Annotated in this window: 23 protein-coding genes; 11 read left to right on the top strand and 12 right to left on the bottom strand. The window is 71.5% G+C overall.

The window, feature by feature from the left end:
* On the bottom strand, window positions 1-504 hold a 504-nt coding region (locus BU204_RS13665; protein ID WP_198942864.1), incomplete at its 3' end, for an FAD-binding oxidoreductase.
* A 45-nt stretch (window positions 505-549) separates the two neighbouring features.
* Between BU204_RS13665 and BU204_RS13660 the strand changes: the two genes are divergently transcribed.
* Both BU204_RS13660 and BU204_RS13655 read left to right on the top strand, forming a co-directional pair.
* Complete coding sequence (locus tag BU204_RS13660) at window positions 550-975, top strand: GtrA family protein (RefSeq protein ID WP_075126010.1); 426 nt, start codon at window positions 550-552, stop codon at window positions 973-975.
* Window positions 976-1,013: 38 nt separating this feature from the next.
* Complete coding sequence (locus BU204_RS13655; RefSeq protein WP_075126009.1) at window positions 1,014-2,162, top strand: serine hydrolase domain-containing protein; 1,149 nt, start codon at window positions 1,014-1,016, stop codon at window positions 2,160-2,162.
* Here the strand turns inward: BU204_RS13655 and BU204_RS13650 are convergent.
* From BU204_RS13650 to BU204_RS13640, 3 genes are all read right to left on the bottom strand, one after another.
* Window positions 2,120-2,389, bottom strand: a complete 270-nt coding sequence (locus tag BU204_RS13650; RefSeq protein ID WP_075126008.1) for a hypothetical protein — start codon at window positions 2,387-2,389, stop codon at window positions 2,120-2,122. The genes BU204_RS13655 and BU204_RS13650 overlap by 43 nt on opposite strands.
* Before the next feature lie 90 nt (window positions 2,390-2,479).
* Complete coding sequence (locus BU204_RS13645; RefSeq protein WP_233160194.1) at window positions 2,480-3,619, bottom strand: Cys-Gln thioester bond-forming surface protein; 1,140 nt, start codon at window positions 3,617-3,619, stop codon at window positions 2,480-2,482.
* Between the two features lie 254 nt (window positions 3,620-3,873).
* Window positions 3,874-4,494 (bottom strand): TetR/AcrR family transcriptional regulator, encoded by a 621-nt coding sequence (locus BU204_RS13640; RefSeq protein ID WP_233160192.1) that lies wholly within the window; start codon window positions 4,492-4,494, stop codon window positions 3,874-3,876.
* Window positions 4,495-4,554: 60 nt separating this feature from the next.
* Here BU204_RS13640 and BU204_RS13635 point away from each other — a divergent pair, with 60 nt between their 5' ends.
* From BU204_RS13635 to BU204_RS13625, 3 genes are read left to right on the top strand one after another with little or no spacing between them, the layout of a single operon-like run.
* Window positions 4,555-5,439 (top strand): DMT family transporter, encoded by an 885-nt coding sequence (locus BU204_RS13635; RefSeq protein ID WP_075126006.1) that lies wholly within the window; start codon window positions 4,555-4,557, stop codon window positions 5,437-5,439.
* 26 nt (window positions 5,440-5,465) lie between these two features.
* Complete coding sequence (locus BU204_RS13630; protein ID WP_075126005.1) at window positions 5,466-6,338, top strand: NAD(P)-dependent oxidoreductase; 873 nt, start codon at window positions 5,466-5,468, stop codon at window positions 6,336-6,338.
* Window positions 6,335-6,760, top strand: coding sequence for a PPOX class F420-dependent oxidoreductase (locus BU204_RS13625; RefSeq protein WP_075126004.1), 426 nt, complete (start codon window positions 6,335-6,337; stop codon window positions 6,758-6,760). Before BU204_RS13630 ends, BU204_RS13625 begins: the two co-directional genes overlap by 4 nt.
* Here BU204_RS13625 and glfT1 read toward each other — a convergent pair whose 3' ends face one another.
* Genes glfT1 through wzm form a run of 3 tightly spaced genes read right to left on the bottom strand, consistent with a single transcriptional unit; the run spans window position 6,761 to window position 9,425 of the window.
* The gene (gene glfT1 / locus BU204_RS13620; RefSeq protein WP_075126003.1) at window positions 6,761-7,666 is read right to left on the bottom strand and encodes a galactofuranosyltransferase GlfT1; all 906 of its coding nucleotides are present in this window, start codon (window positions 7,664-7,666) and stop codon (window positions 6,761-6,763) included. It abuts the gene before it with no gap.
* Entirely contained in the window at window positions 7,666-8,484 is an 819-nt protein-coding gene (wzt, locus tag BU204_RS13615) for a galactan export ABC transporter ATP-binding subunit Wzt/RfbE (protein ID WP_075126002.1), read from the bottom strand. Before wzt ends, glfT1 begins: the two co-directional genes overlap by 1 nt.
* A 17-nt stretch (window positions 8,485-8,501) precedes the next feature.
* A complete protein-coding gene (gene wzm, locus BU204_RS13610; protein WP_075126031.1) occupies window positions 8,502-9,425 on the bottom strand; it encodes a galactan export ABC transporter permease subunit Wzm/RfbD in 924 nt (307 codons plus the stop codon).
* A 151-nt stretch (window positions 9,426-9,576) separates the two neighbouring features.
* Here wzm and BU204_RS13605 point away from each other — a divergent pair, with 151 nt between their 5' ends.
* From BU204_RS13605 to pseI, 4 genes are all read left to right on the top strand, one after another.
* Complete coding sequence (locus tag BU204_RS13605; protein ID WP_075126030.1) at window positions 9,577-10,206, top strand: glycosyltransferase family 29 protein; 630 nt, start codon at window positions 9,577-9,579, stop codon at window positions 10,204-10,206.
* 22 nt (window positions 10,207-10,228) lie between these two features.
* A complete protein-coding gene (locus BU204_RS13600; protein ID WP_083661291.1) occupies window positions 10,229-10,726 on the top strand; it encodes a hypothetical protein in 498 nt (165 codons plus the stop codon).
* Between the two features lie 150 nt (window positions 10,727-10,876).
* On the top strand, window positions 10,877-11,098 hold the full coding sequence (locus BU204_RS13595) for a hypothetical protein (protein WP_075126001.1): 222 nt from the start codon (window positions 10,877-10,879) through the stop codon (window positions 11,096-11,098).
* Between the two features lie 107 nt (window positions 11,099-11,205).
* On the top strand, window positions 11,206-12,255 hold the full coding sequence (pseI, locus tag BU204_RS13590) for a pseudaminic acid synthase (RefSeq protein ID WP_075126000.1): 1,050 nt from the start codon (window positions 11,206-11,208) through the stop codon (window positions 12,253-12,255).
* Window positions 12,256-12,342: 87 nt separating this feature from the next.
* On the opposite strand, the gene BU204_RS13585 is transcribed toward pseI, so the two are convergent.
* From BU204_RS13585 to pseB, 5 genes are read right to left on the bottom strand one after another with little or no spacing between them, the layout of a single operon-like run.
* Window positions 12,343-12,702, bottom strand: a complete 360-nt coding sequence (locus BU204_RS13585; RefSeq protein WP_075125999.1) for a hypothetical protein — start codon at window positions 12,700-12,702, stop codon at window positions 12,343-12,345.
* A gap of 19 nt (window positions 12,703-12,721) precedes the next feature.
* Window positions 12,722-13,240 carry a pyridoxamine 5'-phosphate oxidase family protein gene (locus BU204_RS13580; RefSeq protein WP_075125998.1) on the bottom strand — a complete coding sequence of 173 codons (519 nt, stop codon included), beginning with the start codon at window positions 13,238-13,240 and terminating at the stop codon, window positions 12,722-12,724.
* Between the two features lie 3 nt (window positions 13,241-13,243).
* Window positions 13,244-13,984 carry a phosphotransferase gene (locus BU204_RS13575; protein WP_075125997.1) on the bottom strand — a complete coding sequence of 247 codons (741 nt, stop codon included), beginning with the start codon at window positions 13,982-13,984 and terminating at the stop codon, window positions 13,244-13,246.
* Window positions 13,984-15,123 (bottom strand): DegT/DnrJ/EryC1/StrS family aminotransferase, encoded by a 1,140-nt coding sequence (locus BU204_RS13570; RefSeq protein WP_075125996.1) that lies wholly within the window; start codon window positions 15,121-15,123, stop codon window positions 13,984-13,986. The genes BU204_RS13575 and BU204_RS13570 overlap by 1 nt, the downstream gene beginning before the upstream one ends.
* Window positions 15,116-16,099 (bottom strand): UDP-N-acetylglucosamine 4,6-dehydratase (inverting), encoded by a 984-nt coding sequence (gene pseB / locus BU204_RS13565; RefSeq protein ID WP_075125995.1) that lies wholly within the window; start codon window positions 16,097-16,099, stop codon window positions 15,116-15,118. The genes BU204_RS13570 and pseB overlap by 8 nt, the downstream gene beginning before the upstream one ends.
* A gap of 41 nt (window positions 16,100-16,140) precedes the next feature.
* Between pseB and BU204_RS13560 the strand changes: the two genes are divergently transcribed.
* Together BU204_RS13560 and BU204_RS42155 are read left to right on the top strand one after the other, a co-directional pair.
* Entirely contained in the window at window positions 16,141-16,878 is a 738-nt protein-coding gene (locus tag BU204_RS13560) for a cytidylyltransferase domain-containing protein (protein WP_075125994.1), read from the top strand.
* Window positions 16,875-18,311, top strand: a complete 1,437-nt coding sequence (locus BU204_RS42155; RefSeq protein ID WP_075125993.1) for a bifunctional UDP-2,4-diacetamido-2,4,6-trideoxy-beta-L-altropyranose hydrolase/GNAT family N-acetyltransferase — start codon at window positions 16,875-16,877, stop codon at window positions 18,309-18,311. Before BU204_RS13560 ends, BU204_RS42155 begins: the two co-directional genes overlap by 4 nt.
* Window positions 18,312-18,330: the final 19 nt, after the last annotated feature.

Genomic DNA, 18,330 nt, shown 5'->3' with positions numbered 1-18,330 from the left:
CAGCTCCTGGTCGGGGCCCTCGTGGGTGAGCGTGTGGATCTCGCCGTCGGCCGTGAGCAGGTCCATCGACCGGACGTGGTCGCCGAAGCTGCCCTCGACGTGGTGGGCCTTGCCGTGGATGTCGCAGCCGATCGCGCCGCCGACGGTGACCTGGCGGGTGCCCGGCAGCACCGGAAGCCAGAGCCCGAACGGCAGCAGCGCGCGCATCAGCGTGTCCAGCGAGACCCCGGCGTCCACCTCGACCAGCCCGGCGTCCGCGTCGACCCGGTGCACCCGGTCCAGGGCGGTCATGTCGAGCACGACCCCGCCCGCGTTCTGCGACGGGTCACCGTAGCTGCGCCCGAGCCCCCGGGCGATGACGCCGCGGCCATCTCCGCGCTCGCCGGCCTCCCGGACCACCGCCGCGATCGTGTCGATGTCCGCGGTACGCACCACGCGGGCCGTCGTCGGCGCCGTTCGTCCCCAGCCGGTGAGCCCGACCAACTCCTCGAGTCCTGGCTTCACCGGACCGAGGGTACGGGGCCCGCCGTCGGCCTCTAGACTCGCGTCGTGGTCGCGACGGCGGAGGCGGAGGTGCCGAAGATCGGGCTGGTCGGCCAGCTGGTCCGGTTCGTTCTGATCGGCGGGTTCTGTGCGCTGGTCGACTTCGGCGTCTACCAGTCGCTGCTGGCGCTGGACCTGTGGGTGCACCTGGCCAAGGCGGTCAGCTTCGTCGCCGGCACCACCACGGCCTACTTCCTCAACCGCAGGTACACCTTCGCCGCCTCGCACACCGGCGGCGCCGCCCAGCTCGGCGGTTTCGCCCTGCTCTACACGGTCACGTTCTTCGTGAACGTCGGCACGAACGCGCTGCTGCTGACGCTCCTGCCGGCCTCGGGCTGGGAGATCCCGCTCGCCTGGGTGGTCGCCCAGGGCACGGCGACGACGATCAACTTCATCATGCTGCGGACCGTCGTGTTCCGCGCTGAGAAGTGACTCGGCGACTCTCAGTACGGGCTTCCTAGCATCGCCGGGTGAGATCGACTTCCCTGCTGGCCGCCGTCGTCGCGGCCCTGCTCCTGTGGACCGGCACCGCCGCCGCGGACACCCGCACCGAGGTCCAGCGGGAGCTGGACGCGATGGTCGACGCCGGCGTGCCGGGCGTGGTGCTCACCGTCCGGGACGGCGACCGCTCCTGGCGGGCCGAGGCCGGGGTGTCCGACCTGGACACCGGGGCGCCGCTGCCGCGCAACGGCCGGTTCCGGGTCGCGAGCCTGACCAAGCCGATGGTGGCGACCGTGGTCCTCCAGCTCTGGCACGAGGGCCGGCTCTCGCCCGAGGACACCCTCGGCGAGCTGCTGCCGGGCCTGGTACCCGGCGCCGAGGGTGTGTCGGTGGAGCAGCTCCTGCACAACACCAGCGGGCTCGCCGACTATGTGGCGGCACCGGAGTTCGCCGACCCCGCCGACTACGTGTGGCGCCGGTTCACCCCGGAGGACCTGGTCCGCACCGCCAACGAGCTGGGCCACCGCACGCCGGGCCAGTGGGGGTACTCCAACACGAACTTCGTCCTGCTCGGCATGATCATCGAGCGGGTCACCGGCGAGGACCTCGCCGACCAGCTGCGCGAGCGCGTGTTCCGGCCGGCCGGAATGCACGCGACCGAGCTGCCGCGGCATCCGTTCCTGCGCGGCCCACACGCGTCGGGCCACTACCGGATCGGGTCGGGCCCGCGGGTGGAGCTGACCGAGCTGGACCCCTCGTTCGCCTGGGCCGCGTATGGCGTCGTCGCCACGAACGAGGACCTCCACCGCTTCTGGTCGGCCCTGGCCGACGGTCGGCTGCTCCCCGCGGCGCTGGTCGAGCGGATGCGCACCGACGCCGTCGCGACCGGGAACCCGGCCTGGCCGCGCTACGGCCTCGGCGTCGAGGAGATGTACACGACCTGCGGGGTCCGGCTGTGGGGACACACCGGCGCCATCCCGGGCTACTCGACGCTGTCGTTCGGCACGGCCGACGCCCGCCGGCAGGTGGTGGTGTCCAGCTCGCTGTTCAGCCCCACCGACGGCACCCAGATCCTGCACATTGTGAATACGGTCAACCTCGAGTTCTGCGGCGAGCCCTGGCGGCCGCCGCCCGCTCAGGTGGCGAAGCCGTGGTGCTTGGGTTGGCCGCTGCCGTAGACCCGCGCGAGCGGCGGCAGCTCGTCGAGGTGTGCGGTGACGACGTGGGCGAAGTTAACGGCCACGGTGGAGCCGTCGGCGAGGGCGGGGGAGTGCACCCCGCCCTCCGCGAGCAGCTCGGTCAGCCGGTTCTCGAGGTCGCGGACGCCGTCCTCGGCGAGGGCGAACACGAGCGGCTCGCCGCCGTTGGACAGGTGCAGGACGAGGGCACGCTTGGGATCAGCCATGCCCTCGACCTCACACCCGGGGTTGTTCGCCGGCAAGGCCGGTTCACCGGTAGCGGATCCGCTCAGAGCGGACCCGCCACCGGTTCGGCGTCAGTAGTTCCGTCGGTAGCGGACGAACAGGACCGCGAAGATGCCGGCCGCGACCAGCGCCGCGCCGAACAGGATCGGGGCGAACACGGAGGCACCGGTGGTCGCCAGGTCGTCGTTCTTGGCCTGCGCGACCGGCGCCGCCTCGGTCGAGCTCTCCGGCGGTGCGGCCGCCCACTCGGCTTCCGCGGTGGCCGTGAGCTGGGTGTCCACGGACTTGGCCACGATCAGCGCCTGGGTCGGCGCCTCGTCGTAGTTCTCGCCGACGAACAGGCGCCCGGTCTCGACGCTCGCGGTGGCGGCCAGCTCGAAGCTCGCCGACCCCGCGGGTGCGTTGGCGTCCACGTCGAGGAAGAGCTCGGTCCCGTTCTTGACGATGTCGGCCCCGAGTTCGCGGCCCGTGCCGTCGGTCAGCCTGACGTCCTCGGGCAGGTCGGCGTTGATCTTGTCGATCGTGCCGGTGGTGGTGACCGTGAACGGCCCGATCATCTCGCCCGCAGTGCCCTTTGCCGAGGCAGGGTCGATCTCCAGGGCGGCGGGCGGCTGCTCGCCGATGCCCTCGTTGGCGGCGCCGGTCAGCAGGTCGTACAGCGCGAGCACGTCGGCCGCGGCGTCGGCGTCGGAGTCGTTCCCGGGCAGCGGGTTCTCCCGGTCCAGGTCCACCCCGTCACTGAAGTGCCACACGGCGGCCTGCGTGGCGGTGACCGCCTCCCGCTCGTCGATGCCGCCGTTGGGCAGCGTGCCGTCGTCGGCGAGCATCTCGGCCAACGCGCCGGTGTCCTGCACGGGGAACCCGTTGTGCAGCACCCAGTTGATCTTGCCCTGGTTCTCGTTGAACGGACTGTCCTCGACCGGGAAGGCATCCCACGGCTGTTCGACCAGCGGGTGCTCCTCGTCGATCTCGGTCTGGATCTCGACGCAGTACATGCCGAGCTCCGACCCGTCCGCGAGCTTGAACCCGATGAGGCTCGTGTCCAGTTCGGCGAACACGTCCTCACCCACGTCGACGGCGAACCCCTGGACGTCGGCGTCGCGGTTCACCAGCCCGGACGCCGGCTCCGCACCGGCAGGAACAGCGGTGGCGACAATCAGTGCCGCCGCGGTACCCGCGATCCCCGCGCAGGCGCGCGCGAATCTGAGCATGCTGGCCATGACCCTCCTTGCCATGCCCTGACCAGTGCTCTGCGCGCACACCCGTCGGGTGAATGTGAAACGTCTACCGTGTGATTGGCCCGCACTGTAGTCACCGCGATTACCACCCCACAACCCCGCCATCCCCCAACAGTTGCGCTCGCGAACGCCTCCGGGTGGAGTTGTCCACAACTGAGCGGGTTGTCCACAGCTCCCCTGTTGACACCCCTCGCACCCCCACTCCTCCTGAGGAGAGCGCGGGCTCGTCACCTCGGCGCGCTACCGCCCGCCGCCAGCGCAATCCGAACCGCCTCCCGGGCATGTGTCGCCGTGTCCGCACCCGCGCCGGCGGTGCGGACGACGATCGTTCCCTCGTACAGCAGGTGCACGTGGGCCCCCAGCGCGATATCCCCGGTTAGCGCGTCGAACAGCGCACGCATCCACGCCTTCTCCGCCCGGATGACCGGCACGGCCGGATGCTCCTCGCTGTCTCCCAGCTCCGCGTACGCGTTGACGAAGGCGCAACCCCGCCGCTGCGCTCCCATCCACGCCTCCAACGCATCGAAGACGCCCAGCACCCGCGACTCATCATCGCCCTCCGCGAGCCGGGTCAGCAGGTGCTGGCGCCAGCGGTGGGCTCGCTGCAACAGGTACAGCGCGACGAGCGCGTCCTTCGAGCCGAACCTGTCGTACAGGGTCTTCTTCGTCGTCCCGGCGGTCTCGGCGATCAGGTCCACTCCCACCGCCCGCACCCCACGCTCGTAGAACAGCGCAGCGGCGGCCTCCAGCAGCCGGGCACCCGCCTCGGTCAGCTTCGGCAGGGGCTGCAACACCGGGCGCAGTGCCCCCGGGGTGGCCTCGTCGAGCGTGGTGAGCTGCTGTAGCACGGGCACTCCTTGCCAGTCGGTCCACTGCGAGTATACAGACCGGTATGGTTACCTGGGTTCATGTCGATCTCAGCCTCGCTGCGCGGTACCGCCCTGGTCGTGGTGTGGAGCTCGGGCTTCATCGGCGCCGAGCTCGGTGCGCGCTACGCCACCGCCGACACCCTGCTGGCCTGGCGATGCCTGCTGACCGCGCTCGTCCTGCTCCCGTGGCTGCCCCGCCTCGACCCGCGCGAATGGGCCCGCCAGGCCGTCCTGGCGCTGCTCTGCCAGTGCCTCTACCTGGGCGGCGTCTTCTGGGCCGCCGCGGCCGGCGTTCCTGCCGGCACCTCCGCCCTCATCGCCTCCCTGCAGCCCGCCCTGGTGCTCATCGCCGCCGTCCTGCTCGACTCGCAGCGGCTCCGCGCCGGCCACGTGGCGGGACTGGCCCTGGGTACGACCGGCGTCGCGGTGACCGCGCTCGGCGACCTCAGCGCCGGGGTCGCCGTCACGGCACTGCTCCTGCCGCTGGTGTCGATGCTGTCCCTGACCGCCGGCACCGTCCTGCAGCAGCGCTGGCCAACGCCGCCGTTGATGGGGACCCTGGCCGCCCAGGCCCTCTTCACCGGCGTCTTCTTCACCGTCTACGCCGCCGGCGCGGGCACCCTCGCGCCACCGCCGGTCGCGGGCTTCTGGGTCGCCGTGGCGTGGGCCGCCGCGGCCGGGATCGCCAGTTACGGCATCTACTACCGGGTCACCAGCCGGGACGGGGCGGCCCGCGCCAGCACCCTCCTGTACCTGACCCCGGCCGCCACGGCGCTGTGGGCGGTGCCGATGTTCGGTGACCCCGTCCGCCTCGTCACCCTCCTCGGGTTGCTGATCAGCGCCTCCGCGGTCGTCCTCCTCCGCAGGACGTCCACGACACCTGCCCCAGCCCGCCCGCAAACGATTGCGCAAACGCATTCTTGACTCTCACACTGATGTCAAGGTCGAGGATGTCGACTATGACCACCACACCGATCCCGGTGACCGTTCTCGGTCTGGGGCTCATGGGGCAGGCGCTCGCCGCGGCCTTCCTGCGAGCCGGACATCCCACCACGGTCTGGAACCGCACCGCGGCCAAGGCCGAGACCCTCCTCGCCCAGGGCGCCCGACGAGCGGACTCCGCGGGGGACACGACCAGCCCGCTCGTCGTCCTCTGCGTCTCGGACTACCGGGCCGTGCGCGAGGTCCTCGAGTCGACCGACCTCGAGGAGCGCATCCTGGTCAACCTCACCTCGGGCACCTCCACCCAAGCCCGCGCGACGGCCGAGTACGTCGCGGAGCGCGGCGGCACCTACCTCGACGGCGCGATCCTCGCCGCCCCCGACGGCATCGGCACCGCCGACGCCGTGATCCTCCACAGCGGACCCCGCCCGGCGTTCGACGAGGTCGAACCCGCCCTGCGCGCGCTCGGCAACGCCACCTACCTCGGTGCCGACCACGGCCTGTCCGCCCTCCACGACGTGGCCGTGCTCGGGCTCATGTGGAGCATCCTGAACGGCTTCCTCCAGGGCGCGGCACTGCTCGGCACCGCCGGCGTCCCCGCGACGGCGTTCGCCCCGCTCGCCGCCCAGTCGGCGGGAACCGTGGCCGGATGGCTCGCCGGCTACGCGCGGCAGGTCGACGAGGGCAGCTACCCCGCCCCGGACTCCACGATCGACACCCACCTCGCGGCCATGGAGCACTTCGTCGAGGAGAGCGAGACGCTCGGCGTCAGCGCGGAGCTTCCGCGGTTGGTCAAGGCCCTGGCCGAACGAGCGGTGGCCCAGGGGCACGGCCCCAGCGGCTACGCGGCCCTCATCGAGCAGTTCCGGGAGAAGGCATGAGCGGCCCGTTCGACCCGCGCGCGCTGCTCGTCGAGAGCCGCCTCGGGGTCCTCGCCACGATCAAGTCCGACGGCCGCCCCCAGCTGTCCCCGGTCATGCCGTTCTACGACCGGGACGCCGAGATCATCTACGTCTCGATGACCGAGGGACGGGCCAAGACGGCCAACCTCCGCCGGGACCCGCGGGCCGCGCTCGAGGTCACCAGCGCCGACGGCTGGTCCTGGGCCACCGCCGAGGGCACCGTGACCCTCACCGGCCCCGGCACCGACCCCCACGGCCCCGAGGTCGACGCGCTGGTCGACTACTACCGCGCCGCGGCCGGGGAGCACCCGGACTGGGCCGAGTACCGCTCGGTCATGGTGGCCGACCGCCGGGTGCTGATGACCATGGCCATCGACCACGTGTACGGCGAGCGGGTGTAGCTACAGCCGGAAGAACCTCTCCCGGCGGCCCTGCCGGCACAGCTTGAGCCACTGCACGAACGCCTTGGGGTCGCGCTTCGTGCCGACGAAGTACAGCCCGAAGCGGATGATCTCCAGCATCCCGATCTTCCGCAGGCCCGGCTGGGACAGGAGGTACCCGCGGTTGCGGTAGGTGTAGTACCGCTTCACCTCGTTCTCCGGGTCCTGGGCGTGCAGCCGCCCGCCCAGCATCGGCTTGAACTCCTCCGAGCCGTCGGGGTGCAGGTAGGTCGCCCGCAGGCAGGTCCCGAACGGCAGCCCCGACCGCACCAGCCGCCGGTGGATCTCCACCTCGTCGCCGCGGAAGAACAGGCGGTAGTCCGGTACGCCGATCACGTCCAGGGTGGCCGCGCGGAACAGCGCGCCGTTGAACAGCGACGCGATCCCGGGCAGGAAGTCGGTCCCCAGCTCGTTCGCGCTCCGCTTCCAGGTCAGCCCTCGACGCAGCGGGAACGCCAGCCGGGACGGGGTGTCGATGTTCGTCACCATCGGCGAGATCTCGGCCAGGTTCCGCGCCTGGGCCTCCTCGAGCAGGATCTCCAGCACGGTCTCGTCACCGGGACGGCCGTCGTCGTCGGCGCACCAGACCCACTCGGCGCCCAGCGACAGCGCGTGCAGCATCCCGAGCGCGAAGCCGCCGGCGCCGCCGAGGTTGCGCTGGGAGGGCAGGTAGGTCGTCGGCACCGGGCACGAGGCGACGATGTCGCCGACCGGATCGTCGGGGCCGTTGTCCACGACGACCAGGTGGTCCGGCGGTCGGGTCTGCGCCGCGATCATCTTCAGGGAGTCGGCCAGCAGCTCCCGGCGATGCCGGGTGACGACGACGGCCACCACCGCGTTCGGCGGCAGCGGCTCCGCGGGGCCCATCAGATCTCGCCGGTCTTGGTGGTGAGGACCGGGGCCTGGCCGAGGCGGGCCAGCGTTTCCTTGTCCAGGTGCTCGTAGGGATCCCGGCCCTTGTAGGCGGTGAGAACCTCACGCAGCGAGCCCTGCATCTTCACCTGCCCCTCGTCCATCCACAGCGCCGAGTTGCACAGCTCGAACAATAGGTCGTCCTGGTGCGAGGCGAACACCAACATGCCCGACCGCTTCACCAGATCGACCAACCGGGTGCGTGCCTTGCTCAGAAAGGCCGCATCCACGGCTCCGATGCCCTCGTCCAGCAGCAGGATCTCCGGGTCGATCGAGGTGACCACGCCCAGCGCCAGCCGCACCCGCATGCCCGTCGAGTACGTCCGCAGCGGCATCTGCAGGTAGTCGCCGAGCTCGGTGAACTCGGCGATGTCGTCGACCCGCTTCTCCATCTGCTTGCGGGTCATGCCGAGGAACAGGCCGCGGATCATGATGTTCTCGAGCCCGGAGATCTCCGGGTCCATGCCGACACCCAGGTCGAACACCGGGGCGATCTTGCCGACGATCCGGGAGGAGCCCCGGGTCGGCTCGTAGATGCCGGCGAGCAGCCGCAGCAGGGTGGACTTGCCGGCCCCGTTGTGGCCGACCAGGCCGATCCGGTCGCCCTCCTTGAGCGAGAGCGTGATGTCGTGCAGTGCCTCGATGATCGGGACCTTCTGCTCGGTTCCGATCTTGCCGCCGACCTTGCCCAGGACCGCCTTCTTCAGCGACCTCGTCTTCGCGTCGAAGATCGGGAAGTCGACCGAGGCGTTCCAGACGTCGATGCTGACCATGTCGTTTCTCGCCTCACTCAGACCCAGTAGGAGACCCGGGCACGGTAGTTGCGCATGGCCACGAGGGCCAGGCCCCACCCCACCACGGTAAACGCTGCGACAACCGCCCAGTGGTGCCAGCTCTGCTCGTTGCCGATCAGCGGCGCCCGCAGGATCTGGACGTAGTGGTAGAGCGGGTTCAGCTCGGCCACCAGCATCCGCCAGCCCGCCTCGCCGAAGTTCGCGGTCAGGATGTCGGTGGTCCAGACGATAGGCGTCATGAAGAACAGCAGCTGGCTGAGGCTGATGATGACTGGCGGGATGTCCCGGTAACGGGTGGAGATGATGCCGAACAGCAGGGCCACCCAGCCGCCGTTCACCGCGAGCAGGAAGAACGCCGGGATCGCCAGCAGGATCGACCAGGAGATGCCGGGTTGGTTGGCGGCGTTGCCGTCGTTGGTGATCGTGTAGCCGGCCTCGGTCAGGCTGGACCAGTAGATGGCCGCGACGACCACGTAGACCAGCAGGTTGTGCGCGAACATCAGGGTCAGCCGCCACACCGTGCGCAGCGCGTAGACGGTCAACGGCGCCGGCAGGTGCTTGATCAGGCCCTCGTTGCGGATGAACGTCTCGGTGCCCTCGGTGAGACAGCCGAGGATGAAGTTCCACACGATGAACCCGACCGTGATGTACGGCAGGAACGTGGGGATCTTGGCGTCGAACAGCGCCGAGTACAGCAGGCCGAGGCCGACGGCGGTGATGGCCATCGACAGCGTGATCCACAGCGGACCGATCACCGAGCGCCGGTAGCGCTGCTTGATGTCCTGCCAACCGAGGTGGCCCCACAGCTCACGCTGGCGGACGCCCTCGACGATGTCCTCCCACGCGCGTGCCCAGCTCCGGGACGACGGAGGGGGTGGTGGGGTGGCCTGCTCGTGTTCGGCCGTGCTGGTTGTTGGCACGGCTGTCGAGCCTACCGGCGCCCCGGCGGCGCCGAGCAGGGGCCGGAGGGCGTCCGAGGTGCCCCAGGTGCTCAAAAGTCCACCCGTTTGTCCGCCCGACGGACTGGTAACTTCTGCCCCCATGGTCGACGTCGCTCCGCAGCCCGGAATGCTGCGTTCCCTGCTCGACGTCTACGCGGAGCATCCGGAACCGCGCACGGTGGCGGTCGTGGGCAACCAGCCCCTGGAGCCGAACAGCGAGCGCGCCAAGGCCATCGACTCGGCGGACCTGGTGCTGCGGGTGAACGGCTTCATGGTCGACGACCCCGGCACCCCGCCGACCGTGGGTAGCCGCACCCACGTCGTGGTCTTCAACCGGGCGCTGCGCGCGACGAGATGGGTGTTCCAGGACTACCGCAGACGGCTCTACCTCCTGGTCGAGCCGGGTCGGCTGCACTGGGAGCCGGACATCATCCCCGGCTGGTGGCCCGAGGACCTCGGGTTCGTCCCGGTCTCCAACCGCGACGTGACGCTGCCGCTGTCCGACGCGATCGGCCTGCCCACCAGGCAGGAGGGGACCTGGGCGACGACCGGCACGATGGCGGCCTGGATCGCACGGACCAACTACCCCGAGGCCGAGCTGATCCTGACCGGGTTCTCGTTCATCGACGACCCGCACCAGACCTCCTGGATGCACGCCGCCGGCGACTCCTGCATCGTCGGCCCGGAGCACCAGATCGCCGCCGAGGGGCGGCTGCTCCACTCCTGGACGCAGACCAGCCGAACGACGCTGCTGCGCTGAGCCTGTTTTGAGGACTGAGAACGTGACCATGGCTGACCACCGCTTCGCCGCCCCCCTGCGGGTGGCCCTCGGGCTGCGCCGGAGGATCGCCGACCGCGTCGGACGCATGATCGACTGGCGGATCGTGCACCCCGTCGAGGGCAACCGGCTCTACGAGCTCTACGGGACCGTCGACGAGCAGCGGCGCCAGCTGCACGAACTGCGCGAGTCGCGGGACGACCTGGCCCACCGGCTCGGTGAGCTGGAGCGCCAGTGCGCCGAGATGGACCGGCTGCAGAAGTGGTCGGCCAACGAGCTGGAGCGGATCATCCCGCAGATCGCCGGGCAGGAGTCCCAGCTCGAGTCGTTGCGGGAGAAGATCGCCCCGGTGCCCGCCGCCGACCAGGCGCAGATCGAGGAGTCGCGGACCCTCATCGAGGAGATCCGCCGGGAGCACAGCCAGATCCGAGTCCGCCTGACCGCGGTCGCCCAGTACGAGGACCGCCTCCGCAAGCTGGAGGACCGTACTCCGAGTAACTGAAGCATCCTGTATACAACGCTGTGTTACCAGTGTTCACAGTTTACGGTTCAACTGTGAATTGTTGACCCGATTAATCCAGGGGTCAACGTGCCCACATGCCCGTCCGTGCGGGACCCTGGGGTTACACAGGCGGGTGTAAGGGGCCGGGACATGGTGGACGTGCAGTGGTGGCTGTCGGGCTACGACAACCGAGTGCATGCGTTCGGCTGCGCCGGAGCGGGACGCGAGTTCGGTGAGGCGCTGTGCGAGCACAGCGTGCCGAACGACAAGATCACGTGTACAGACGTGGGTGAGCGCTGTCTGGCCTGCCTGCTGATCTACGGCGACATGCTGGCCGACACACACGGCGATGCGGTCTGGCGCGCCTCCTAAGGGGTCAGATACAACACTCTCGAACATCTGTACGATACCCCACGAGTCCCCGCTCACGCCAGCGGCGGGCGCGAAGTTGCTTCGGGGGCGCCGGTACGTTGGGGCGCATGCGTGAGGTTCGGATCGGCAAGCACACGGTGGGGCAGGGGCACCCCCCGTTCGTCATCGCCGAGATGTCGGGCAACCACAACGGCGACCTCGACCGGGCGCTGGCGATCGTCGACGCGGTCGCGGCCACCGGTGCGCAGGCGCTCAAGCTGCAGACCTACCGCCCGGACACGATCACGATCGACGTCGACCTGCCCGCCTTCCGCATCTCCGACTCCCACGACCTGTGGGGTGGGGAGAACCTGTACCGGCTCTACGAGAAGGCGCACACGCCCTGGGAGTGGCACCGGCCGATCTTCGAGCGGGCGCTGGCGCAGGGGCTGACGGTGTTCTCGAGCCCCTTCGACCCCACCGCCGTCGAGCTGCTGGAGTCGCTGGACGCGCCCGCATACAAGATCGCCTCCGCCGAGATCGTCGACCTGCCGCTGATCGAGCTGTGCGCCAGGACCGGCAAGCCGCTGGTCATCTCCACCGGCATGGCCGACGTCGCCGAGGTCCACGCCGCGGTCACCACCGCGCGGGCGGCGGGCAACGACCAGCTGATCGTGCTGGGCTGCACCGCGTCCTACCCGGCCGACCCCGCCGACAGCAACCTGCGGGGCATCCCGCTGATCGCGGACACCTTCGACGTGGTGCCCGGCCTGTCCGACCACACGATGGGCATCGGCGTGCCGGTGGCCGCCGTGGCGTTGGGTGCCTGCGCGATCGAGAAGCACGTCACCCTCTCCCGCGCCGACGGCGGCGTGGACAGCGACTTCTCCCTGGAGCCGGCCGAGCTGGCCGCCCTGGTCACCGAGACCGAGCGGGCCTGGCGCGCGCTGGGCAGCCCGCGGATCGGCCCACGGGAGAGCGAGCGCGAGGTCCTGCGCCTGCGGCGCTCCCTGTACGTCGTCGCCGACGTCGCCGCCGGCGACGAGGTGACCAGGGAGAACGTCCGCTCGATCCGCCCGGCGGGCGGCCTGCCCCCGGCCGAGCTGGACACGGTTCTCGGCCGCCGCTTCCGGACCAACGCCGCCAAGGGCACCCCGCTCACCTGGGACATCGTCTAGCCCACGCCCCCGATGCCGACGTACGCGGCGACGGGATGCTGTCGGACCCCCGCCGTACTCTGGTGACCGGGGGCCGGAGGCCAAGCCCTACCGCAACCAGCGCAGCGCGGCCTCCGCCATCTCCTCCGGCGTCCGGTTGAAGGCGATTGCCGCATCGGGAGCGTGCCGGCGCACCAGGTTCAGGATCGTCTCGAACAGCTCGAGGTACGGGTCGTGCTTCCGGATCCCGCCGCCGACCACGACGCAGGCGTACTCCTTGCGGGTCAGCGCCTCGACGACCAACCCCTCGGTCGTGTCGTCCACCGGCACCAGGCACAGGTCGGCGTCGATGCCGTGCTCGTCGAGCCGGGCCCGTCCTCGGGCGATCGCCTCCCTGACCGGCTCGGGGTCCCAGCCCTCGAGCCGGTCGGGATCGAGACCGACAACCAGTACGCGTCCCTGTGCCATGCGTCCTCCTTCGACGACGTCAGTGCGCGAATTCCCACCGGGTCGCACCGTGCGGCTCGGCGCCGGCCACGCCGACCGCCGAGTGCAGCGTCATCCGGTACAGGAACCAGGGCGGAGGCCCCGCACTGGGCGCGCTGTACGGGGCGGTGAACGCGTTGCCCTCCACTCGTGCCGGCCAGCCACCGGAACGGTAGACCGATGCCACCCGCTCCAGGGTGGACGGGTCGAGCACGCGGACGGCCTCGCCCTCCAGCGTGAGGTCGATCCCGGGCAGGCGCACCGACACCGCGCATGCCGGGTTCACCGCCAGGTTCCGGGACTTGCGTGTGCCGGGGCCGCTGACGAAGTACAGCGTGTCGTCCAGCCAGATGGCGCCGATGCCGGTCACGTGCGGTCGCCCGTCCGGCCGCACCGTCGCCAGGAAGAACGGCAGGTTGGCGGCGGGGGTCTCGGTGGCGAGAAGGTCGCGCGGACGGCTCCAGGGCAGTTCGTCGGAGCCGTATCCACAGAGGTTGCGGGTCGAGCTTGTCTTGGTCATACCTCAGCGTCGAACGGGCCCGTCCCGCTTCGACACCTCTTCCAGAACAGTCAGCCGGCGGCGGGCGTACTCCGGCTCCAGCGTCCACGCGGCCGCCACCTCCCAGGCATCCACCGCCGCCCGCGCGATCCGGCCGCGGGGAGCGGGCAGGGGAGGGCCGGGAAGGTCGGCGAGATCGAGGTCGGGGTGGTCGACCCGAGCCTCGTCCCAGTCCAGCAGCCCGACGCCCTCTTCGGTGACCCGGACGTTGGGGCCGCACGGGTCGCCGTGCACCACCGTGTGGTGCCCGGCGAGTTGTTGCCAGGCATTACGGCACAGTGCCACGACAGCTGGCGGCATCGGATCGAGGTCGACATCGCCGCCCCGGTCCTCGGTCAGCAGCTCGCGGGTCGAACGGAACCCAGGCCGCTGCGGCCAGCCCGCCGTGAGCGAGTGGAGGCGAGCCAGCTCGGCGGCGACAGCGGGCCACTCCCGCTCGGTCGGCTCCCGGCCGGGCAGCCACCGCTGCACCACCACGCCCTCGACCTGCCGCCGCCCGTCGTCGGCCGGTACCAGCTCCGGGACCCGGAACCCGTGGTCGGCCAGGAACGCCAGCAGGTCCAGCTCCCACTCCAGGGCCGCCGTGGAGCGCCGGGGCTGCCGCGCGACCAGCCGCTCACGGCCCCGTCGCACCTCGAGCACCACGTTGCGGTTGCCGCCGAGCCGGTCAACGACCTCGACCCCCGCCCACGGCGACAGGTCCACTACGCGTGGCCGAAGAACGCGCGCACCTCGCCGATCACCCGGTCCACGTCCGCGTCGGACAGGTCCGGCCAGAGCGGCAGCGACAGCTCCTCGGCGTAGAACCGCTCGGCGCCCGGGCACATCCCCCGGCGGTAGCCGAGGTCGGCGAACACCGGGTGCCAGTACACCGGGATGTAGTTGACCTGCACGCCGATCCCGCGCTCGCGCAGGAACTCGTACAGCTCGCGGCGCCGGCCGCCGAGCACCCGCAGCGCGAACAGGTGCCACGCCGGCTCGGCGCCGGGCAGCGTCACCGGCAGCGCCACCCCCTCCAGGTCGGACAGGCCGGCCCGGTACCTGGCGTGCAGCTCCGCCCGCCGCGCGACGAACGACGACAGCCGGGAGAGCTGGCTCGAACCCAGCGCGCACAGCACGTCCGGCAGCCGGTAGTTCAGCCCGAACGCGTGCACCTCCTGGTGCCACCCGCCCTCGTCCGGGAAGCGCTGCCGCGACCGGTCCCGCACCAGCCCGTGGTTGCGGAACTCCTGGGCCCGCCCCAGCAGCTCGGGGTCGGCGGCGCACACCGCGCCGCCCTCGGCCGTGGTCAGGTTCTTGGTGGGGAAGAAGGAGAACGTGGTCAGGTCAGCCCACGACCCCACCGGCCGGCCCTGCCAGGAACCGCCGATCGAGTGCGCCGCGTCCTCCAGCAGCAGCGCGCCGGCCTCGTGCGCGAGCTCGCCCAGCGTGCCGAGGTCGGCCGGGTGCCCGGCGAAGTCCACCGCGGCGACGACCTTCGTCCGCGCGGTCACCGCCGCCTTGACCGCGTCCGGCAGCACGTTGGCGGTCTCCGGCGACACGTCGGCGAACACCACGGTGGCGCCGTGCATGGCCGCGGTCGCGGCCGTCGCGACGAAGGTCATCGGCGAGCACACCACCTCGTCCCCCGGCCCGACGCCGGCGGCGGCGTAGGCGACGTGCAGGGCGGCGGTTCCCGAGGTCACCGCGACCGCCGGCACGCCCCCGGTCCACCCGGCGAGGTCGGCCTCGAAGCGGGTCACCGCCGGGCCGGTGGTCAGCCAGTCACCCCGCAGCACCTCGGCCACGGCCTCGACGTCGGCCGCCACGACCGACTGCCGCCCGTAGGGCAGGAACTCAGCCATACTGCTGGACCAGGCCGTGCAGGTCCTCGTCGGTGAGCCAGAGATCGTTGGTGTCCGAGCGGTAGGCGAACCCCTCCGGCACCGGCCGGCCGTGCTCGGGCGGCTCGTAGCCCCAGCCGGCGATGTGCGGCATCACCACGTACCGGTCGTCGAGCAGCAGCGTCCGGCGGGAGTCGTCCGGGGCGATCATCTCCTCGTGCAGTTTCTCGCCGGGGCGGATCCCGACCTCCTTGAGCGGCGAGTCCGGCGCGATCACCCTGGCCAGGTCGACGATGCGCATGCTGGGGATGCGCGGCACGAACAGCTCGCCGCCGTGCATCTGGTCGAAGGAGTCGACGACGAACCGCACCGCCTGCGGGAGCGTGATCCAGAACCGGGTCATCCGCAGGTCGGTGATCGGCAGCGCCTCGCCGCGCTCGGCCAGCGAGCGGAAGAACGGGATCACGCTGCCCCGCGAGCCCATCACGTTGCCGTACCGGACCACGGAGAACCGGGTCGGGTGGCCGGCGGCGTAGTGGTTGCCGCTGATGAACAGCCGGTCGGCGCACAGCTTGGTGGCGCCGTAGAGGTTGATCGGGCTGGACGCCTTGTCGGTGGAGAGCGCGACGACCTTCTGGACCCCGCAGTCGATCGCGGCCTCGATCACGTTCTGCGAGCCGGTGACGTTGGTCTGCACGAACTCGAAGGGGTTGTACTCGGCGGTGTCGACCTGCTTGAGTGCCGCCGCGTGCACCACGTACTCGACGTCGTGCATGGCGCGCTCGAGGCGCCGCCGGTCCCGCACGTCCCCGATGAACCAGCGCAGGCGGGGGTCGTCGCCGAACACCTGGCGGGCCTCGTACTGCTTGAGCTCGTCGCGGGAGAGCACGACGAGCCGCCGCGGGTTGAGGTGCTCCAGGGCGTACGCGATGAACGCCTTGCCGAACGACCCCGTCCCGCCGGTCAGCAGGATGCCGGCTCCGTCCAGCAGCGCCATCGTTACCTCCGTCGGTTCACCGGCCGTACCGGTGCGCCATCATGGCACCCGTGCGCGTCAACGCGGTCATCCAGGCACGGTTGTCCTCGACACGGCTGCCGGGCAAGGTCCTGCGCTCGCTGGGTACCCGCAGCGTGCTGGCCTGGGTGATCAGGGCGGCCGAGCACGTGCCGGCCATCGGGACGGTGATCGTGGCCACCTCCGAGGCGCCGGACGACGACATGGTCGCCAACGAGGCGACCCGGGCCGGCGCGACGGTGGTGCGTGGACCGCTCGACGACGTCCTCGGGCGGTTCGAACTGGCCGCCCAGCAGCACCCCTGCGACGCCGTCCTGCGCCTGACCGCGGACTGCCCGCTGCACGACCCCGCGCTGATCTCGCAGGTGATCGGCCTCTGGCTGGCCGACCCCGATCTCCACTACGTCAGCAACGTGCTGGTCCGCCGGTTCCCGCGCGGCTTCGACGCCGAGCTGGTGCGCCGGGATGTGCTCGCCGAGCAGTACCGCAACGCCACCGGCGGGCACCGCGAGCACGTCACCTCGGGCATCTACGCCCAGCCCGACCTCTACCGGTGTGCCGGCGTGGTGAGCGGGGAGGACGACTCCGATCTGCGGGTCACCCTCGACACGCCCGAGGACGCCACCCTACTCGAGGCCCTGGTCGGCGAGCTGGGCGAAGGGCTGCCGAGGTGGCGGGAGGTGGTGGCGCTGCTGCGCGGTCGTCCCGACCTGGTCGCGCTCAACTCCGGCGTCGAGCAGAACCCGTTGCCCACGGCATGACCACGCTCCTGCTGCGCGCCGACGGCGGCGCCACGATCGGCGTCGGCCACCTGTCCCGCTGCCTGGCCTTCGCCGAGGCCGCCGTCGGCTGCGGCTGGCGGACGCTGTTCGCCGGCGACCTGGGCGGCGCGACCTGGCTCGCCGACCGCTTCACCGAGCTCGGCGTCCCGCTGCTGGCGCCGGCCGCGTTCGCCGAGGTCGACGCGGACGTGGTGCTGGTCGACCACTACGGCCTCGGTGAGCTGCCCGAGGTGCGCGAGCGGGCGCGGCTGGTGTCGCTGGAGGACGGCCACTGGGGCCGTCGCGAAGCCGATGTCGTCGTCGACCCGAGCCTGGCCCTGTCCGCCCGCCGCCCCGACGGCTCGCCGGTGCTCCTGGCCGGCCCGCGGTTCGCGCCGGTCCGCGCCGACGTGCGTGCTGCCCGGCGGTCCGGCTTCGCCGCCGGCGACCCGCCCAAGGTGGTCGTGGTGATGGGTGGTGGCGCCGCGGCGCCGACCGTCGCCGCCGCGCTGACCGCCCTGCGCGACACCGGCGTCCCGCTCTCCGCTCGGGCCGTCGCCGCGGGTCCGGTCCCGCTGCCCGAGCCCGCGCCCGGCCAGCGCTTCGCCGTGCACCCGCCGACACCGGACCTGCCCGCCCTGTTCGCCGAGGCCGACCTGGTGGTGAGCGCGGCCGGCGTGACGCTGACCGAGCTGTGCTGCATCGGCGTCCCGGCCGCCCTGGTCCAGCTGGTCGACAACCAGGCAGCCGGCTACACCGCCGCCCTCGACCAGGGGCTGGCGGCCGGGCTCGGCACCCCGGCCGACCTGCCGGCGGCGCCCGAGGTCCTTCGCCACCTCCTGCTGGAGCCGGCGCGGCGCCGCGAGCTGGCCGAGGCGGCCTCGGCGGCCGTGGACGGTGCGGGTGCCGCGCGGGTCCTCGACGCCGCCGAGCTGACCGTCCGCGAAGCAACCGAAGGCGATACCGAGACGCTGCTGAGCTGGCGCAACGACCCCCTGACCCTGGCCTGGTCGAGAGGCCGCCAGCCGGTCGCCCGCTCGGTCCACGAATCCTGGCTGCGGGTGTCGCTGGCCAACCCGGACCGGCTGCTGCTGGTCGTCGAGCAGTCGGGGATCCCGGTCGGCACCGTGCGCTTCGACCGGGATCAGGACGCGATCTGGGAGGTCAGCATCACGGTGGCGCCGGACCACCGCGGTCGCGGGCTGGCGGGCCGGGTGTTGACGATGGGCGAGGGCGCGCTGCACGCCCGGGCCGAACCGGACGCCGTCCTGGCCAACGTGCACGAGGACAACGAGGCGTCCCTGGCCCTGTTCCGCGGCGCCGGCTACCGGTCGGCGGAGCGCCCGGCCGACGGGCCGTTCACCTGGCTGACCAAGCCCACCCCGCGCAGGGTTGTCCACAGTTTCGGTGGTTGTCCACAGCCCACCTGTTGACAGTCCTGGCTCCCTCTCG

This window comes from Actinophytocola xanthii (assembly GCF_001921205.1).
In the GTDB taxonomy this organism is placed as follows: domain Bacteria; phylum Actinomycetota; class Actinomycetes; order Mycobacteriales; family Pseudonocardiaceae; genus Actinophytocola; species Actinophytocola xanthii.
The sequence above is the reverse complement of the archived record's forward strand: the minus strand, read 5'-3'. Positions and strand labels throughout refer to the sequence as shown.

Coding starts and splice junctions, on each gene's coding strand:
- BU204_RS13650 (WP_075126008.1), bottom strand. CDS start 2,389: ATGGCTGATCCCAAGCGTGCCCTCGTCCTGCACCTGTCCAACGGCGGC.
- BU204_RS13645 (WP_233160194.1), bottom strand. CDS start 3,619: ATGCTCAGATTCGCGCGCGCCTGCGCGGGGATCGCGGGTACCGCGGCG.
- BU204_RS13635 (WP_075126006.1), top strand. CDS start 4,555: ATGTCGATCTCAGCCTCGCTGCGCGGTACCGCCCTGGTCGTGGTGTGG.
- BU204_RS13630 (WP_075126005.1), top strand. CDS start 5,466: ATGTCGACTATGACCACCACACCGATCCCGGTGACCGTTCTCGGTCTG.
- BU204_RS13625 (WP_075126004.1), top strand. CDS start 6,335: ATGAGCGGCCCGTTCGACCCGCGCGCGCTGCTCGTCGAGAGCCGCCTC.
- glfT1 (WP_075126003.1), bottom strand. CDS start 7,666: ATGGGCCCCGCGGAGCCGCTGCCGCCGAACGCGGTGGTGGCCGTCGTC.
- wzt (WP_075126002.1), bottom strand. CDS start 8,484: ATGGTCAGCATCGACGTCTGGAACGCCTCGGTCGACTTCCCGATCTTC.
- BU204_RS13595 (WP_075126001.1), top strand. CDS start 10,877: ATGGTGGACGTGCAGTGGTGGCTGTCGGGCTACGACAACCGAGTGCAT.
- pseI (WP_075126000.1), top strand. CDS start 11,206: ATGCGTGAGGTTCGGATCGGCAAGCACACGGTGGGGCAGGGGCACCCC.
- BU204_RS13585 (WP_075125999.1), bottom strand. CDS start 12,702: ATGGCACAGGGACGCGTACTGGTTGTCGGTCTCGATCCCGACCGGCTC.
- BU204_RS13580 (WP_075125998.1), bottom strand. CDS start 13,240: ATGACCAAGACAAGCTCGACCCGCAACCTCTGTGGATACGGCTCCGAC.
- BU204_RS13570 (WP_075125996.1), bottom strand. CDS start 15,123: ATGGCTGAGTTCCTGCCCTACGGGCGGCAGTCGGTCGTGGCGGCCGAC.
- pseB (WP_075125995.1), bottom strand. CDS start 16,099: ATGGCGCTGCTGGACGGAGCCGGCATCCTGCTGACCGGCGGGACGGGG.
- BU204_RS13560 (WP_075125994.1), top strand. CDS start 16,141: ATGGCACCCGTGCGCGTCAACGCGGTCATCCAGGCACGGTTGTCCTCG.
- BU204_RS42155 (WP_075125993.1), top strand. CDS start 16,875: ATGACCACGCTCCTGCTGCGCGCCGACGGCGGCGCCACGATCGGCGTC.